This is a genomic window from Dielma fastidiosa (genome assembly GCF_003475485.1).
GTDB lineage: Bacteria > Bacillota_I > Bacilli_A > Erysipelotrichales > Erysipelotrichaceae > Dielma > Dielma fastidiosa.
The window spans coordinates 131728-150069 of sequence record NZ_QRQL01000003.1 but is presented as its reverse complement, the minus strand read 5'-3'; the positions used below and the strand labels follow the sequence as shown (position 1 = coordinate 150069).

At 37.4% G+C, this 18342-nt stretch carries 15 protein-coding genes; 3 read left to right on the top strand and 12 right to left on the bottom strand.

Annotation, left to right across the window (positions count from 1 at the left end):
- Positions 1 to 17: 17 nt before the first annotated feature.
- Positions 18 to 440 carry a threonine/serine exporter family protein gene (locus DWZ33_RS08720; RefSeq protein WP_118454545.1) on the bottom strand — a complete coding sequence of 141 codons (423 nt, stop codon included), beginning with the start codon at positions 438 to 440 and terminating at the stop codon, positions 18 to 20.
- Positions 431 to 1237 carry a threonine/serine exporter family protein gene (locus DWZ33_RS08715; protein ID WP_118454544.1) on the bottom strand — a complete coding sequence of 269 codons (807 nt, stop codon included), beginning with the start codon at positions 1235 to 1237 and terminating at the stop codon, positions 431 to 433. The genes DWZ33_RS08720 and DWZ33_RS08715 overlap by 10 nt, the downstream gene beginning before the upstream one ends.
- 165 nt (positions 1238 to 1402) lie before the next feature.
- Here DWZ33_RS08715 and DWZ33_RS08710 point away from each other — a divergent pair, with 165 nt between their 5' ends.
- Entirely contained in the window at positions 1403 to 3310 is a 1908-nt protein-coding gene (locus DWZ33_RS08710) for a BglG family transcription antiterminator (protein WP_118454543.1), read from the top strand.
- Between the two features lie 211 nt (positions 3311 to 3521).
- Positions 3522 to 4619, top strand: coding sequence for an InlB B-repeat-containing protein (locus DWZ33_RS08705; RefSeq protein ID WP_118454542.1), 1098 nt, complete (start codon positions 3522 to 3524; stop codon positions 4617 to 4619).
- A 78-nt stretch (positions 4620 to 4697) separates the two neighbouring features.
- On the opposite strand, the gene DWZ33_RS08700 is transcribed toward DWZ33_RS08705, so the two are convergent.
- Both DWZ33_RS08700 and DWZ33_RS08695 read right to left on the bottom strand, forming a co-directional pair.
- Entirely contained in the window at positions 4698 to 8111 is a 3414-nt protein-coding gene (locus DWZ33_RS08700) for a right-handed parallel beta-helix repeat-containing protein (RefSeq protein WP_118454541.1), read from the bottom strand.
- Between the two features lie 65 nt (positions 8112 to 8176).
- Positions 8177 to 8746 carry a bactofilin family protein gene (locus DWZ33_RS08695; protein ID WP_118454540.1) on the bottom strand — a complete coding sequence of 190 codons (570 nt, stop codon included), beginning with the start codon at positions 8744 to 8746 and terminating at the stop codon, positions 8177 to 8179.
- Between the two features lie 252 nt (positions 8747 to 8998).
- On the opposite strand from DWZ33_RS08695, the gene DWZ33_RS08690 reads away from it, so the two are divergent.
- A complete protein-coding gene (locus DWZ33_RS08690) occupies positions 8999 to 10894 on the top strand; it encodes a sensor histidine kinase (RefSeq protein WP_118454539.1) in 1896 nt (631 codons plus the stop codon).
- A gap of 4 nt (positions 10895 to 10898) precedes the next feature.
- Here DWZ33_RS08690 and DWZ33_RS08685 read toward each other — a convergent pair whose 3' ends face one another.
- The 8 genes from DWZ33_RS08685 to DWZ33_RS08650 form a co-directional block, all read right to left on the bottom strand.
- Entirely contained in the window at positions 10899 to 11618 is a 720-nt protein-coding gene (locus tag DWZ33_RS08685; RefSeq protein ID WP_118454538.1) for a LytR/AlgR family response regulator transcription factor, read from the bottom strand.
- Between the two features lie 21 nt (positions 11619 to 11639).
- Positions 11640 to 12203: an SWIM zinc finger family protein gene (locus DWZ33_RS08680; protein ID WP_022938054.1), complete on the bottom strand. Its 564-nt coding sequence runs from the start codon at positions 12201 to 12203 to the stop codon at positions 11640 to 11642.
- 566 nt (positions 12204 to 12769) lie between these two features.
- A complete protein-coding gene (locus DWZ33_RS08675; RefSeq protein ID WP_022938056.1) occupies positions 12770 to 13249 on the bottom strand; it encodes a QueT transporter family protein in 480 nt (159 codons plus the stop codon).
- The gene (locus DWZ33_RS08670) at positions 13246 to 13953 is read right to left on the bottom strand and encodes a radical SAM protein (protein ID WP_244925866.1); all 708 of its coding nucleotides are present in this window, start codon (positions 13951 to 13953) and stop codon (positions 13246 to 13248) included. Before DWZ33_RS08670 ends, DWZ33_RS08675 begins: the two co-directional genes overlap by 4 nt.
- A 342-nt stretch (positions 13954 to 14295) precedes the next feature.
- A complete protein-coding gene (locus tag DWZ33_RS08665; protein WP_118454537.1) occupies positions 14296 to 14949 on the bottom strand; it encodes an HAD family hydrolase in 654 nt (217 codons plus the stop codon).
- The gene (locus tag DWZ33_RS08660) at positions 14950 to 15840 is read right to left on the bottom strand and encodes a DMT family transporter (protein ID WP_118454536.1); all 891 of its coding nucleotides are present in this window, start codon (positions 15838 to 15840) and stop codon (positions 14950 to 14952) included.
- 29 nt (positions 15841 to 15869) lie between these two features.
- Positions 15870 to 17114: an RNA polymerase factor sigma-54 gene (gene rpoN / locus DWZ33_RS08655; protein WP_022938060.1), complete on the bottom strand. Its 1245-nt coding sequence runs from the start codon at positions 17112 to 17114 to the stop codon at positions 15870 to 15872.
- Between the two features lie 36 nt (positions 17115 to 17150).
- Positions 17151 to 18341 carry an amidohydrolase gene (locus DWZ33_RS08650; protein WP_244925865.1) on the bottom strand — a complete coding sequence of 397 codons (1191 nt, stop codon included), beginning with the start codon at positions 18339 to 18341 and terminating at the stop codon, positions 17151 to 17153.
- Position 18342: the final 1 nt, after the last annotated feature.

Genomic DNA, 18342 nt, shown 5'->3' with positions numbered 1-18342 from the left:
CATCCTTATCTTGTTTTTTATAATGCCGCTTTTTTAATTAATCGCAGCAGCGCTTCTACGCTCAATGCGCCTAAGCCAATCATACCAGCTACCGTAATGGTCAATCCTAAATGATAAACAGAAAGCGATGACTGACCTTTCATCAAATAAAACATACATTTATATATGTCAGCGCCCGGTACAAAAGGTATAAAACTTGGTATCAGTATCACGGTAATAGGTGTCTTATATTTTCTTGAAAGCAATTGAGTACCCATTGACATACAGATGCCTGCAATATATGTACTGAAAGCCAGCCCGCACATATTATTAAGCAATAAAAAGATAAACCACGCAAATGCTCCGTTGACAGACGCCGGTATGATTTTATCGGAAGGAACCTGCATTACCAATGAATAAGCTACGCTTGTCATAAAAGCTCCAAAGACTTCTAAAACCATAAACCATCGCCGCCGATTCCCATTCCAAATCCAATACCTACCGCAATCGTACCCGCAATAACCAATGCCTCCAATAAACGGTTAGATCCTGATACAAAATCACCATTTAATAAATCACGCAGCGCATTAGTCAGCGCAATGCCAGGCACCATTGGCATAATTGATGAAATTAAGACAATGGAACCATCGAAAGACATTCTAAAATAAGTGAATAAGGCAGTTAAAGCAATTACCGATAACGATAGAACCAATGATGCCAACAAATCAAACATAAGCTCAGACAATCCTGCTGCATCATTTAATACCAAAAGCAATACATAAATGCATCCATTCAGAAATGATGCAATAAATTCATTAAAGCCGCCCTTAAAGACGAGAGAAAAACTGCACCCAAGCATCAAGAAGCCAAGCTTATACAGCCTTTTATTACGGCTTGTATTCGATGATTTAAGCAATTCATCCATCGCATTGGCAGCCTGAGATAAAGTATATTTCCCATCAGTAAGATTCCGTGATATGCTGTTGATTGTATGAACATGATTGAGATTTGTCTGATGTTCATTAACACGCCGTATCACCGTGATAGTTTGCTGATCAGGGAAGCGGATCGTTGCGATTAAGCTTGTCGATTGAGCAATGATGTCAGCTTGACACTTATAAGCAGAAAACATTCGCTTTAAACTGTCTTCGATACGGTATGCCTCAGCATTTGCCTTAATCAAAATTTCTCCGGCTGTTAAAATCACTTCAACCAACGCTTCATTTTCAGGCTGAATTGAATCTAAATATTGCTTCATAATTATCCATAATTTTCATGCCTTTCTTATCACGCTTTCACTATAACATTAATTTTTTATAACGTGTTTCTTCATATTTTCGCGAATCATTACGCAAATCAGAAGAAATTAATTATTTCAGCTTATGGTATTATATAAATAATAAAGGACTGTGGAGGTGAGCGCATGCTGACAAAAAGACAAATCGAAATTTTCATGGACTATTATGCTCATCATGATGAAATTATTAAATCAAAAATACTTGCCGATAAATATAAAATCAGCATTCGGACAATTCAAAACGATATTCAAGTCATCCGCGATGAAGTTGAAAAAGCCGGTGCTGAACTAAGATCAATCAGCTCAAAAGGTCATGTCCTGCTGATAAAAAATCAAGCATTATGCGCCAGCTTTGCCGACCATCTCACGCTTGATTATAATAGTAATTATTTTTTTGATGTACAGGCATCACGGGTAGACTATCTGCTGTCTACACTGATTACATCCCATGATTTTATTAAAAGTCAGGACCTTGCAGACGCAATGTATATCAGCCGTTCACGGATATCTGTTGATTTGGCTCTGCTTAAGGAAGTCTTAAAAAAATATAATTTATCGCTGGTCAGCAAACCTTATTACGGTTTAAAAATTGAAGGCAGCGAAATCAATAAAAGACAATGCATCATTAAAGAAAATTTATGTTTCGCGCATAATTTTATTCAGAATGAAAAGGATGAGCCAATTATCAATGAGGTAAAAAACATCGTAACGCAGATTCTTGTAGATTCACATTATAAAATTTCTGATATAGCACTGCAGAATCTGATCATTCACATAGCTACCGCTATTGAACGTATGCGCAGCGGTAATTACCTTGAACAGCAGTCCATCAATTTAAAGGATGATGATGTTTTTCATCATGTACTTGAAATATCCAATAAAATCATACAAAGCTGCTGCAATAAATATTCACTCCCATATACTGAGAGTGAGGTCATCTTATTAGCCTTAAATCTCCAAGGTAAAAGAGAATATGATCAGCAGGAATACATATCCGATGAAATCAACAAAAAAATCTACCATGGACTTCAGCAGATTAATAAGAATTACAATCTCGATTTAACCAATGATCTTAATTTAAGAATTTCTTTGGGGCTTCATATTCTCCCATTATTATCACGTTTAAAAACTGGGATGCTGCTTAAAAACATTATGACTTATACCATCAAGCAGAAATTCCCCTTTGCGTTTGATATAGCGTCAACCTTTACCTATTCAATTCTGCCTGAATATAAAGAGCGCCTATCTGACGATGAAATATCATATTTAGCACTGCATTTTTCAGTAAGTTTGAATCAGACTACACCCGTAGCGAATCGAAAGGACATCCTGCTTATCTGTTCCCAGCAAAAAAGTGAAACGATATTAATTCAACAGAAAATCAAGCAATGGTTTAATAACATTAACGAGATAAAAACTGTTTCCGCTTCAATGGTTAAACCTGAAATATTTGATGATTACAATGCTATTCTTACTACGGAAAGCAAGATTGCAGAAGCTTATCCAAAAGCAATGCTGGTGAATTACTTTTTAACTGATACTGATTATCAAAAGATTGAAATGGCATTGAATGGCTTTACCAGTGTGAAGGATATTTTAGATAAATTTGATGAAGATTTGTTTTATTATGGTAATGTAAAAGATAAGTATGAAATGATAGATATTTTATTTAAGAAAGCAAAAAAGAAATTCAAGCTGTCAGATGAACTTTACGATTCTGTAATGCTTCATGAAAAAATCGCTTCTTCCTGCTTTGGCAATAAACTTGCAATTCCACATCCTGAGCGTTTAATCACGGACTGCACCTTTATTGCTGTCGGCATTCCTAAAGAAGAAATAATCTGGGAAGGCGATACGAGTATTAATTTAGTAATGTTGGTTTCTATTGATAAAAACAATGTCAGAGCTTATCAGCTATGGTATTATTTATCGTTTTTGATATCCAATAAAGACATGCTGGATCGAATTACAAAGGTTCCTACTTATGAAAATCTGATTTCCATTATTAATGATGTGTATAAAAATTTGTTTTAATCTATTATTTCGTTACCCTAAACAATACAATTGATAAACAGGTACCCATTGAGTATATGTCAATAGGGTACCTGTTTCTTAGTTTTGAACTCATAATGGATTACTTTATGTAAGTCATTTAAGCACTGAATATTCATGGTGTTTAGCTTTTAATGCTTCAATAATACATTCAGTCTTATCGAAACCATATCTGGAATTAACGCTTGATTCATTGATTAAAAATGATACTGTTTATAAGAAAGAAAGCTATAATGATAGTCATGTGAACTTTTACGGTAATGATCAAGGTATAGAAAAAAAAGTTTATAAATATTCAATCACTGGAAATGAAAGTGAAAAGACAATAATTAAAGCAGATTCTGATTTATCACAATTTTTCTCATTAACTATCGCAGCAGATGAAACAGCGGAAGAAATCGTTATGAAAGTCGAATTAGTCGATCATCCTGAGATTTTTGTTACTCATACATTAAAAGTTTCCGGTAATGAAAGATATGCAGTCACTGTTGAAAATAGCTATGCTGCAGATACTGGTGCTGACAAATACAGACAAGGTGATACGGTTACTATTGATGCCGGTAAACGCTCTGGATATACCTTTGATAAATGGGTAAGCAATGATGCAGAGCTTAGCTTTAAGAACGATAAAGAAAGTACAACTACCTTTATTATGCCAGACCATGCAGTAAAAGTGACCGCTCAATGGAATTCAGTTAGCAGTGGTTCAAGTTCATCGAATTCACATACAGGTATCGTTGAACGAAAAGATGAAAGTTATTGCTACATTAAAGGTAAACCAGCAGACCAAGGCTTCGTCTTACTTGATGAAAAAGATAAGTTAATTGATAAGCTGGCAGCCGATGAGTTTTTAACTATACCAGTAAAGGCTGATGACGTATATTTCGTAAAAGCTGATAAAACTATTGCTAAATATGAATGGATAATTTTAAATCAAAACGGGGAAGTAGAAAAAATATTGCCGGTAGGTACATTCTTAAAGCAATATGATTCGAAATATAAAGTGTATTTAGCTGATAGTGATGGTAAATTAGTTAAATCATGGACAGATATTGAGGGCAATATTTATTATTTCAATAATGATTATACAGCTAAGAATAAATATTGGACGCTTTATCAAAATGAATGGTATCTTTTTGATAATTACAGCTTAGTAAGAAGTCAATGGTATGCTGCTTCTAATGGCCGTTGGTATTATTTGGATCAGCAAGGTAGGATGCTGAAAAATCAATGGATAGATGGCTGTTGGATTAATGAAGATGGAATTTATTGGAGTCCTTATGTTAAATAACAATCATAAATTTATGTGATAGTGAATTTCACACTAAAGAGTCAGTCTGTTAAAAGGCTGGCTTTTTAAATGTTAATACTAGAAGTATGGAATCAATTTCGATAAGACAATATCTATACTCTTACCCGTATCACTCAGTTTAGCTTCGAATCCTTTTTTATCAAAGGTAATCGCAAAATCATCCGTATCCAATTTATCATTATAACTTTCTGATACCTTTACAATAGATTTTCCTTTACTATCCTTATCAACACTAAGCTGAATAGGGATCTTTACACCACCTGTCAATTTACTGTTAACTGTCACATATGTACTTGATTCAAATGATATATTATCATAAATCTTAACAGAATCTCCAATTTCAAGATTTGTACTTCCCATAAAATAAATACCATTACCACCGTTTTTAGACTGATTTTTGTTAAGTTGACCGCCAGTTAATGCAAGTTTACCAGTAGTTATGTGGATTCCACCACCATATTCAGCACTATTATCAATAATGGTTCCACCCTTGACAGTACAAAGTTCATCACTAGAAATCAGGATGCCTCCGCCGTTACCATTAGCACTTGAATTACCAGTAATACTGCCACCTGTCATAGTGAACTTTCCTTGTACATATATTCCTGCGCCACCATTTTTAGCTTGATTATTATAGATTACACCCCCTTCTGCTAGCATTACTTCACCAATGTATATAAAAAATGCATCACCAGCCATTACCTTCGCATTATTAACAACAACTGCACCACCATATCCTTTTGTGTTATTATTATTTTTGAGACTTGTACCACTATTAATCGATAATTTACCACCAACAACATTTATGATAGGACTCTCTGATATAACAGCTGAATTACCATCAATAATAATATGATCAAGTATTAAGTAACCTAGATAATTAACATTAATTAATTCACCAGTTTTGAAGCTGCTGTCTCTTTTAATCATTGCACTTTTATCTACCAATGACCAAGCTTGTTTATCATTAACAGTAATAGTACCTGTTACATAAATAATGCCTTCATCTGCTACTAATTTTTTAGCTTGTTCAAAAGTCTTCACTGCCCTATCAGCAGTATCACCAAAATTTGCATCATTTCCTTTTTCACCATCAATATAAACTGTGTTTAAGAATTCAGGCAATCGAGTAAAATTAATAGTATATGTGTTTTTGGTCTTACCATCCTCCGCAGTAACCGTCGCTTGCCAAGTGTATTTTCCGTCTTTTAGACAAAACACATCTGAACCATCGAATTCAGCATTTTTGTCACTTATCTTCTTATCGACATATATTGTCTGCGTATCTGTAACACTATATGGTAACATAACATTGTAAACTGGATTTTTTGCATCCTTGCTAAATTCCGGAATAAGTACATCACCTGGGTCACTAGCATACCAATAAGTAAGTTTTGAAAGTTGTGCATTACTAGATTTTTCCACGGCTTCTACTGTAATATCTATATCACCTTTGATAGCAGAACTCTTAATGCTGATAACACAGCCATCCTCATAATTCCATAATTGGAAAGGTTGAATAACTGTATTATTTACTTTTACTTCCATTTTAACTTCATCCACTCCAACTTTATAACCGTCTGTTGGCACAAGTTTGATTGATAAATCTTTTCCTTTTTCTAAAAATGTTGGTAATGTAGCATCTCCTTTAACACCAACAAGATAATAATTTACAGTATAACCCATATTTCTAAGCATAATTTGATTGTTTACATCATCAAGTTCAAAACTAAATGCTTTATTTCGATAGCTAAGCTTTGCTATATCATCAGCTGTAATTTCATAATCATTTGCCCCTGCTGCAACTAAAGTTCCTACTCCAGGGTTATCATAAATACCCTCAATCTCAATCGCATTTTTCAATGCTGAAGAAATATAAAATTTTGAATCACTGCCTAATTTCAAATACAAACCATCAGGTATATCAGCTTTACCTCCTAATGTAAAAATACATTGATTCACATAAACATTAGCGCCACTACCACCTGTTACACTCATATCTCTGGCAGTATTATTTTTAATTATACCACCAGTCATTGTGAATGTAGTATCTAATCCGCCTGTTTTAAACACACCGCCGCCGCGGCCAGTTGTACTATTATCAGTGATTTCACCGCCATTGATTATTAATGTTGAACCACTATAAATTGCGCCTCCCCAAGCCTTGGAAGAGTCTCCATTAGCAGCATTGCCTGTAATCTTGCCTGCATTGATTGTAATCGTAATTGGAGCATTCGTATTATCAGCAATGGCTCCTCCATATTGAGCAGTATTATTTTTAATAGTTCCGCCGTTCATCGTAAATTCAATGTTCTCGTTACTTTTATATCCAGCATATAAGTTTACTGCACCGCCTGCACCAGTTGTAATATTGTTTTGCAGCACAGCTCCCTCTTGCAATATAATTGCTGTAATTTGATTAGCTGAACCTGTAGCCCTAACTAATGTACCATTACTAGAAATACTTTTACCATCTAAAGTAATGTTAGCTAATGTTAGAGAACCACCATTAGTAACTTCAATCATATTTTTAGTAAAGCCTGTTCCTCTGGTTAACGTTCCGCCTGTAAGCTTTACATGCTTGCCATTGATAGTGATTGTATCAGTAACTGTTATCCCTGCCGAATCAATATTAATTTCAGTCGGGCTCTCTTTTGTCCCTTCTGCGACATTAATCGCAGTTTTCAGTGCATCAAGGGTAGTAATAACGCTTGAATTATCAACTGTAAACGGATGCGTATTCGTTATTGCTTGATTTAGCTCCATAAGAGCTACAAGTAAATCGTTATGTTCTTCTGTGAATCGCTGATAATCTTCATCACTTAACATATCCAACGCATTCATTGCTTCATTTATTTGTTTTAATACTGCCTTTATTTCTTCATCAGAATTATGGTTCTCAATACTTACCGGCAGATTCTTAAAAAGTTCTACAACTCTCTCATAATCCGACAGTTCTGGTTCAGTATAATAAGGGCAATCTGGGTTTGTATGAACACCCTCATTCTCAATCACCGGATCACATAAACATTGATTCGTTTGCGAATCATCAAGATCATTTTCCTGGTTGCTATCATCAGGCGTGCAATCAGTACATTTCAAATCATCCTCACAAATACCATCTATGCATTCCGTTTCGGTTATTTTATTATCGGTATCCAGTATTTCCTCCTCGGCAAACACTGATGTTGGCATCAAATTCACCACTAAACATAAACTTAATGCTGCTGCGGATACACGAACCATACTTTTAGTATGATTCAATAAGATATCAAAACTTAATTTCGGCGGCAGCAAAAAATTCTTCATAAATAACCATAAAGTATGAAGCCCTTTTCCAATCAAATCAACAAGTCCGCTAATGGCAACATGACCATAGAAAACTATAAATAGTACAATAACAGAATAGGTTCTTAATCGTTTATGCTCTTTCCCAAATATTACAATTGCATTTAATAGCCTTTCAAACACGCTTATACCCCCTAACTGTATATCATTTGTGAATGATTTTCTATATCAAAATCATATTCCTTAACTCATTCTGCTTTTTTCTTATTCTTAACATCAACTCCTGTTTCAACTTTACCGCTCAACTGCGCTCCCTGCCTAATATCAATCAAACCCGTTGAGATATCGCCCTTAATCACAGCCTGCTCCTGTATCAGCACTGATTCCTCAGCAAATACATTTCCTTTAAGATTCCCGCCAATTATAATTGAACGAGCCGTTAAATCTCCCACAACTTCCGTATCCCTATCGATACTAATTTGATTATTTGATGTGACATTGCCATGTACAATGGCATTTTGCAGAATAAGATTATCTGCTTTTATATTTCCTTCTGCTTTTCCATTAAGCTGTAAAATACCAGCTGTTTCAATGTTACCCTTAATTTCACCACAAAATTCAATATTCTGCCTTGCTTTGATATCCCCGGTAATTACAACATCTTCAGCAATAAGAGTACCTTTTTCTGTTTGATGTGGCTGCATCAGCGGCGGCTGTTTCACAACCTCACTCTTTTCTGTTTCAACGACACTTTCCTTTGTATCATCAAAACCCATTTTCTTTACTAACTCATTAAAATTTGGTTTTGAACTACCCATAAGACCCTCCAGTTTTTTAATTTAGATAATTCCAAAAAATCAGACATAGCCGCTGATCTTCTCACGCATTAAACATCGTCTGATTACAATAAAAAATTACCTATGATTTCACTTTCATTCTATCAAAACGCTTTTTGTTTAAAAACAGCCCTTTCCTAAGTGGCACCTTTTTCTGCTTAAAAGGGAATGTTGTGAATCTTGACGGCTTTCTGAATCTCATATATCCTTAATATATAGAAAGCGGGGAGTGTCATGAAAAAGCTGTCAGATAAAAAAAACTGGATCATTTCTTTTCTTTTCGCAGGCATTGTATTAGCATTCATTACATTATTTTTCAACTTCACGCTCATTGATTCACAAATGCAAATACTATCACCAAACTTAGATGATACAGTAGGCTGGGATATGTACTATTACAATGGAGATGAAAAGACTTCTCTGACGCCCCGTGAATTATTTGAAACCCAAAATGAAGTTTATTATTTATCACGTACACTGAGTGAATCTGAACAGCAAGCAGGTATCACAACGATTAAGCTAAATTTTTATAATCCCTGTGCTTTATTTCTTGATGATGTTCTGTTTTATACAAATATTTCCAATCTAACCGGAGAAATTGGCGCACTTGATTTTCCGCAAGAAACATTTGCGGTTCCATTTATCGCTGAAAATATAACAGTTACACTGCCGCCTGATTATGTTGGAAAGGAATTAACACTTGCTTCTATGAATGTTGAATACTCAGGGCTGCCGATGATTTTTCTATCCAGCATTGCCCTTGATAGAACCGAGGTTACCGCGGCAGTAAACCGCATTATCATTCCAGCGGCAGCTTTGGCAATAGCCGCCTTACTTTTAATAGGACTGTGGTTTTACACCGGCATCAGCGGGAAATGGAATTTCTCAATTTTGCTGCTGCTGTTAGCTGCCTTGGTACAGACCTTTTATTATCTGCGCAATTTGGGTTATTACTTACCGAACAACCAGCTCTTTGATATTCCAATGCTTGGACTTGGACGGCCGTTGTTTGTTTATATGCCGATGATTTATCTTTGGCTGCAAATGGACAAATACCGGAAAATTTATGCCCCTTTGCTGCTGATTCCCGCATTCTTTACGACTTTATTTGAATATTTAGGCCTGCTGGGCGTAGACGTATGGGATCTTGTTTATCTTTCATGGCAGCTGCTGATCCCTGAGCTGATTCTCTTAATTATTTTTTCTGTCCTTGAAATGCGTGATGAAAACAGTGTTTTCAAAATATTCGTACCCGCATTAACAATTACCGCCGTATGCGTCTGCGGTCTATATATTGGCTCGGCTTTATTTAGTGACGGCTTTTATACATCCTATATTAATTCAATGTTCGCTCAATTATTTACTTTAATAATACCTAATATCATAATCAACTGGACTGGCACCTTGCTTTTTCTGTTTTGCATGCTGATAAGCTTTATCGAATTGATACGCCGTTCAATCAACTTCCAAACTGAAATACAGGCATTGTCACTTAAAAATCAATTAGCTTATGATAACCTCAGATTAATGAACCAAAGCAGTGAAGAATTAGCGAAAATGCGCCATAATGTACTGCATCATTTTAATATTCTGTCCGATTTGAATCAGCAGGGAGAAACAGAGCTTGTTGCCGATTATCTGAAGCAGATAACCAATGATTCTGAGAAAATATTACCGATGAGAATTTGTGAGCAGCCGATTGTCAATGCCATTGTTGTCAGTGCCTTAGAACGCGCGAAAAAAGCAGGCATTGATATGACCTATCAGATCAATCTGCCTGCAGAATTATCGATTAAGGATGTCGATTTGTGCAATTATCTTATGAATTTACTGGATAATGCTATTGATGCCTCTGCCATGCTGCCAATAAATCAGCGTTGGATCAAATTAACGATGCATGTACGCGCAAATTATTTATATATTGAAGCTGAAAATTCACGCACCGGCGAGGTTCTGCATGATGCCAAGGGAAATATTATCAGCAGCAAGGGTAAAAATCACGGTTATGGCATGAAAACCATGCTGGATATTGCCAGACGCTATCACAGTGATCTTCAGGTGGATATTCTGCCGGATCGTTTTGCTGTGCAAACTGCCCTTTTACTCTTAATTGACCAAAACAGCGATTAAATTTCTAATTCTTTAAATATGCAAAATACTGTCTGAGAGCTGTAGCATAAAGCCGCTTGCTGACGGGAAAACGAGCGCCATTGTCCATTTTTATTTCCTTGCGGTCTAATTCCTGAATATGTGTCAGATTTACAAGAAAACTATTGTGACAGCGGCAGAATAAATGACTCGGTAAATGCTGTTCAATGGCGGACAAGGTTCCGTTCCATGCCAGCTGACTATCTTTCAGCCAAATACACACCTTATGAGACGTTGCTTCAAGAGCATAAATATCATCATAAGCCAGCATCACATGTTTGCCTGATAATTTTAAATTCAGCTTGCTGCCCTGATAATGCTCATGGTAATTCTTTAATATCACATCACCAAGCTTCTGCCAATCAATAGGCTTCAGCATATAATAGAGCGGCTGTGTATCAAAACAATCATAAACATAATCACGATAGTTTGTCAGATAAATTAAGCCGCATTTTAATTCCTGTTCACGCAGCTCTTTCATAATCGCTAAGCCGTTTTTTGAACCGAATTCAACATCGAGCATTAAAAGCTGACACGCATCCTTGTTTTGATGCAGATAATCGATCAGCCGCTGAGGTTCATTAAACGTTAACAGTTCATAATCAATGCCCTGTCTTATTCCATTATGTTCCATTAGCGCCGCTGTTTCAACCGCCGCTTCTTTTAAAAATGACTGATCATCATCACCGATTATAATTTGATACACAATTCAACTTCCTTTCTGCAGCTATGATACTTTTTTGTAATTAGCATCATAGCTTTTTTTAATTACATCCCGATACCGTAAATATAAGAAAGCTCTCAGCAAATCTGAAAATTGATCAAAGTCCTTCATTTCAGACAAAAGCTGCCGCTTAGAAAACAAATCCAGAAACTGACCCAAATCAAAATCTCTGGCAATCTGCGCCTCTTCTTTAAAAAGATATTCCATCAGACTTTGCTGCTGCGGATATGCCTCATCCAGCCATTCATTAAAAGTTGCGGCGGTCGCTAAAATATCAAGATCAGGATCAAATTCATTCAGCAATACAAGCAATGCCGCAATTTCATGCTTACAATAGCCGCCATGCCCATAAGGACACGAGCAATCCATATGCATCACTTCATGCTCATCATTCAGATAAATATTCGTCTGATAAACACCCTGCTGAGAATTATGCACATGAAAACTGTAAACATTATTGCCAAACTTTTTATTCAGCGTCAGTGCATGCTGACTGAATATCTCTAACCCCCGATAAAATACGACCCGCCGTGTATTTTTCAATACTTTAATCAGCTGCGCTTTCATGTCCTCACCTTCTTACTCTTATTATATCAAAAAAACATCTAGTTGACATTGCTCATGACACCCAAATGTTTTAGTTTTATCTTAAAACTCTCAAATAACTTATTCAAAACAGCTGTGAAAGCTGCCTTGTATTTCACAGATTGCTTGATTTATTTCTTAGATTTGCTTATAATAATAGTGAAGAAAGACATCTTTCAGGTGTCTGCCTTAAACAATGTTAAAAACAAGCACTCTGTCTAAACGGTCAAATTTAGAAAACAGAGTGTTTTGTTTTTATTTTTCCTTCTTTGAACTTTCAAAGAGGATGTAAAAACAAAGATGCATCAAGTAAATCACTATCGCTGCACCAGACAAAACCGATGCTATAACAGCAATTATAAGTGATAAATCCATACCGTTTATCCTCCCTTCCAATCCCAAAAGGAAAAAAGAGAGAGGAGCTTATCGGCAGTCACTCTGTTAGATGTTTTCTTCTCTATAATTTTATCATATCAACACTATTTTTGAGATATAAAAATAGTTCTCATATTGATATATTTTATAACCGTATTATTTTATTCGTGATGCTAATCCAATTTAATTAATTTCAGCAAAGCTTCATTTTTCATTAAGGCTTTGAAAATCGGATAGCCGATGCATGTCACAACAACGAATTCACCCAGCATAATAGTAAAGGTGGTAAACAGAAACGGCAGATCCGAGACTACATTTAATTCTACGCCGATGATAACACAAAATAGCGTAGGCCAAAGCGTCGCAATGAGTAATGACTTACTGCGTTTGATACATTCCACCGCGCAGAAGGTTGCCGCTGTACCAAATATAACATCAACAATACCCAGCGGGCTGAAGCAATTAGCTAATGCGCATGCCAAAATCATCGCCGGACCGTACCGCTTATCAACAAATACAAGCAGGATCATTATTTCAGAAAAACGAAACTGTACAGCGCCAAAGCTTAACGGCGCCACCGCCCATGTCAGCACTACATATAATGCGGCTACAATTGCCTGCATCGCAATGGCTCTTACTGATTGCTTCCTCATGACAATACCTCGCCAACACCAAAATCAGTATTGTTCCACAGCACTTCAATTTTTGGATCAGCTTCTAAATAAGCATATTTTTCTCTGAACCAAGCAGCAAGCTGAGGGTCCTCCTTAATCTTTGTCGTATTATTTACATACATATTAACACAGCCATATTCAAAATATTTTTGAAGATATTCCATATCACGATCAATCATTTCCTTACTCTGACCTTGAATACCTACCATCAGACAAATCGACTTAAAATACTTCGCAACCTCTTCCGGTCCGCTGAATATCGTTCCCTTTTTTAAAACACGATTCCTGAAATCATCGTCAAACGTTTCTACACCATTTTTAAAAATAATAGGAATTTGAAAATAGTCTTCAATCTCAGATAAACGCTCACGATAACACCAATAGACCTCAAAGAATAATTTTTTGATGCCTTTATCCTGAACAATTTCGCGTAGTTCCGCTAATGTTTGTGTCGGCAATTCAAACACACTGCCTGAATTAATAACCTCCAAAACACCAAACTCACCTGTAATCTGCCGCAGAACATTGCGGTTAAACTCAACCATTGCTGCTTCGTCTTCACCATTATCAAGGGTATAATCGCAGAATGCACATCTGCCCCAAACACAAGGTCTGCCTTTCAGCAGTACGATTTCACGCTGGTTTTTAGCTGTTACTTTACTGTAACGCACCATATCGCTCATTAAATTTTCCTCCCTGTTTTTTATTTATGAGATGGTTATGCAAGGAACATCTCATTCCTTTAGTTAAAGGCTAATTTGTTACTAAATATAATAATTTATCATCCTTTAACCCGCATATTATAGCACATTTATCTATAATACAAACTATAAAATAATATCTGATTCAGCTTGATGAAACGTCGAACTTTGTACTTATCAGTTAATTTACTACCAATTATTTACAGGTTTATGCCAAAAAGCAAAAGAATCACTGCATTGAGTGACTCACTTGCTTTGATCAAATGAAAGGGATGTCTGATCAATTATTTCAACAGTGAGATCATCACTTCCCACCGCAGAAATCTAATCCTTAAATAAATACTTTAAGACGGCTGTTAAATCATTAAGCACCACTTCAGGGCATGCAGTCATTTCAGCATCCGGACTGATTAAATCAGGTACCAGGATCGACTTGATTTCTGCCTGTTTTGCACTTAGCAAACCATTCTTTGAATCTTCAATGACGATGCACTCATCCTTGTTTAGATGATAGCGCTCCATAGCTAATAAATATATATCCGGTGCTGGCTTGCCATGCATAACCTCATCACCGCAGACAGTCTTCTCAATCAAATCCGCTAACCCTGCCGCCGCCAGCTTTTCACCTACACTAACAGTATAAGAGGAAGTTACCACAATACATTCAACATCTTCACGCTGCGCCTTAAGCAACAATTCCCGGGCGCCTTTTTTGGCTTTGATTCCCTGCTCTTTTAAAATCTGCGCCATGATCTGATGCCGATAAGCTTGAAAAGCTTCCACATCAACATTTTCAGGCAATACCTTTTTCACTAAGCCCTGAGCGGTTTGCTTTGTCATGCCTGTCAGCTGATTTAAAAATGTTTCATCGGCGGTAAAGCCAAAATGCTCAGCCGCTTTTTGCCATGCCATTCTGGGAATCCGCTCAGAATCAATCAATGTGCCATCTAAATCAAGAAGTAATGCCTTTATCATCATTTACGCTGCCTTTCTTCGCTGCTTCACCTTGCGATTTTCAAATACTACCAGTAAAACGATAGCTGCTATTATTATCGTACATCCCAGCAATTTAGAAAAGGATAAACTTTCATTTAGAAACAGCCATTCACAAACCACACTGTTAATTGGCTCAAACAGACAGAAAATGGAAGCCGTTGTCGCACCCAGCTTTTTAATTCCTACCTGCAGCAAGGTAATCGCAAATACCGAATTTAGAATCGCCAATAAAACGATTAAACCAAGACAGACTAGATCCAGCCGCCAAATAATTTCATGAGTAAATAAATTCAGCAGCAGCATGCAGACACATATAATCAAGGAAATATTAAATGAATACACAAAGGGATTGATTTCCTTCAGATTCTTTTTTTCAGTCAAAACCATATAAAATGCATAGGTGCAGCCAGAACCAACTGCCATTAAAAGGCCGCCCATTTTCTCCATATCATGCAGATCCATAAAGCAGCAAGTGCCAAGCAGCGCCAAAATCAACGCGAGCGTCTTACCGCCGCCCAGCTTTTCACCGTAACAGAAACGGCAAAGCAGAGCCACAAAGATCGGATATAGAAAATGCAGCGTAGTAGCTGTACCTACAGAAATCCAATTATAGGAATAGCTGAGCAAAAGGGTTGTTCCAGTTGAACCAATTACACCGGTTATCAGCATATTTAACCGCATATCCCCACGCATTTGAAACGACGCATGCTGACGCTTGGCCAGTAAATACAAAACCGGCATTATAATGAGATTTCGATAGAAAATCACAGTCATCGCATTACCGCCCAGCCCATAAATATACTTTGTCAGAACGGGTGTAAAGCCAAAAATCATGGCGGAAATCACCGTCATTAAGATACCTGCGATATTCACGATCTCACCCCTCTGCTTAGATATCTATTTTAAAAATTCTTACGTTTATACGCAGGAGGAATATTTAATATTTTGCGATACTTCGCAATCGCACTTCTTGATATTTCAACTCCCTCATCTTTAAGGATCAGCATTAGTTCCTGATCACTATACGGATGTTCCTTATCCTCATGCTTAATGAATCGCTGAAGCTGTTCCATGATTTGCTGATTACTTTCACCGCTCTTAACAGCAGCAGTAAAAAGCTGTTTAATTTCCATGAACTGCCCGTCAAACTGCAAAGTCTTATCCTTGATACATCTTGATATCGTTGATTCATTCAAATTAAGTGCATTGCTCAGCATTTTTAATGACATGGGCTTCAGATCACCCTGATGCAGAAAATAAGCCTCCTGAATAATCAGAATCTGTGCCATCACATTCAGCAATGTCGAACAGCGGCGGGTTATACCGCTGATTAGCTGCTGAGCATCTAATACATATTTTTTGCGTACCGCTTTTACGCTCTCGTCTTCATCATCAAGACAGATTGTCGATATCTGAAGATGGTAGACAGCACGATCCTTCAATTCAACACAGAGTCCCTCATCATTATGCTTGATAATTACATCCGGCTCAATCGGCGGAGACATTGAAGCATACCGCGCGCCTGGTTTTGGATCAAGTGAACGGATCAAAGCTACTGCCTTAACCACATCATCCAGTTCTTCCTTCAGCTTAACCGCAAGCTGTTTTAATTTATTCTCAGCCAGCAGCTCTAATTCCTGTTCGACAATTTCAATTGCCAGATCAGCATAAATATTATCACTGTGAATCAGCTGTAAAATCAGACAGTCTTTTAGGTTAAAGGCACCGATGCCATAAGGTTCAAAGGATCTCAGATCAGCCAATGCTCTTTCTGCTGTTTTCGCATCACTGTTCAGCAGACGGCATATTTCATCAAGTGTCATATTCAGATAACCATTTGAATCAAGAAGCAGGATGAGCGCTTCAATTAACCGCTCATCCTCATAATCACCAATTCTCAGCTGGCTCATCAGCACATCCGTTAAAGTTTCTTCTGGCTGGATATAATTCAAAATTAAATCAAAATCAGGATCACCCTTAAAATAATTGTCATCCATCTCTAAAAAAGGATTATTCTCCAGTTCCAGCTCAACCAGTGACGATAATTCATCACTGCCCATTTCCAAAAGACGCAGCTCTTGAATCTGCTGCTTGGCATAAATTTGCTTCTGCTTTTGTTTCTGTGCTTGGGTTGTCTGGTATTTCATCTTCAACACATCCTACTTTCTGCCAACTGACACAACCTAATCTTCGTTTTTCAAACGTTCAGCAAGTTCTTCTTTCGCGGCTTCAAGAATTTCCGGATGGGTCAAGAATTCCATCGCCGTTCTGCCCATTGCCTTAGAAGCAATTTCCAGACAATGTTTGCCATTCTCTGAAATTGCCAATTCTCTGAACTGCGCGGTATGATTACTGATTTTATAATCAGGGAATATTGTTACATATGGATTACAAATCGGTATTCGCCGGGAAACATTCCCTAAATCTTCGCCGCCGTAATCAAACGGCATGCCCTCAAGCAGCGGTTCATTTAAGGCCGTCAATTCTTTGCGGCACACTTCTGATAAGATTTCATTCGGCACCCGTCCCTGATAACCTTCTTCAATCGTAATTTTAACTTCACAGTCAAGCGCGTGAGCACAGCCTTCCGCGCAGTGTCTTACTTTTTCCGCATTCATTTTCAAATCCTTCAGACTGAAAGAAGAAATACTGCCCTTCACATGCGCATAATCAGGAATTAAACCGGTACCCTTGCCGCCCTCGGTAATAATACCGGAAAGTCGCATATCACCTTTAAAATGCTGGCGCAATAAGCCCGTGGCCACAAAATATAAATTAGCCGCGCTTAACGCGTTAATACCATTTTCTGGATGACTGCCGGCATGGGCAGACTTCCCGAAAAATTCAATATCCAGACGCATTGATGACATGCAGGCACCTGCCAAACGAGTTGGAGCACTCGTCGGATGCTGCATAATCACCGCATCCACCTCATCAAAAATACCTGCTTCCAGCAATTTGATCTTGCCGCCGCCGCTTTCCTCTGCCGGTGTTCCAATAACATACAGCGTACCTGTCACAGACTGTTCATCAAGAAAATGCTTAGCCTCAATCGCCGCGCCTAAAGCACTCGTACAAATCAGATTGTGACCGCAGGCATGCCCCAGCTCCGGCAATGCGTCATATTCTGACACAATCGCCACCACCGGTTTGCCTGATCCGGTTTTAGCCGTAAAGGCGGTAGGCACATTGCCTGCCCCCTCAACGACTTCAAACCCCATTTTCTTCAGATAATCACACTGTACTTTACAAGCCTTATATTCCTCATAAGCTAATTCAGGATTGGCATGTACATAACGGGAAATCTCCCACAGCTCATCAAGATGCTCGTCCAAATAACGATCACACTGCTGTTTGATCCATGACATTTCCATT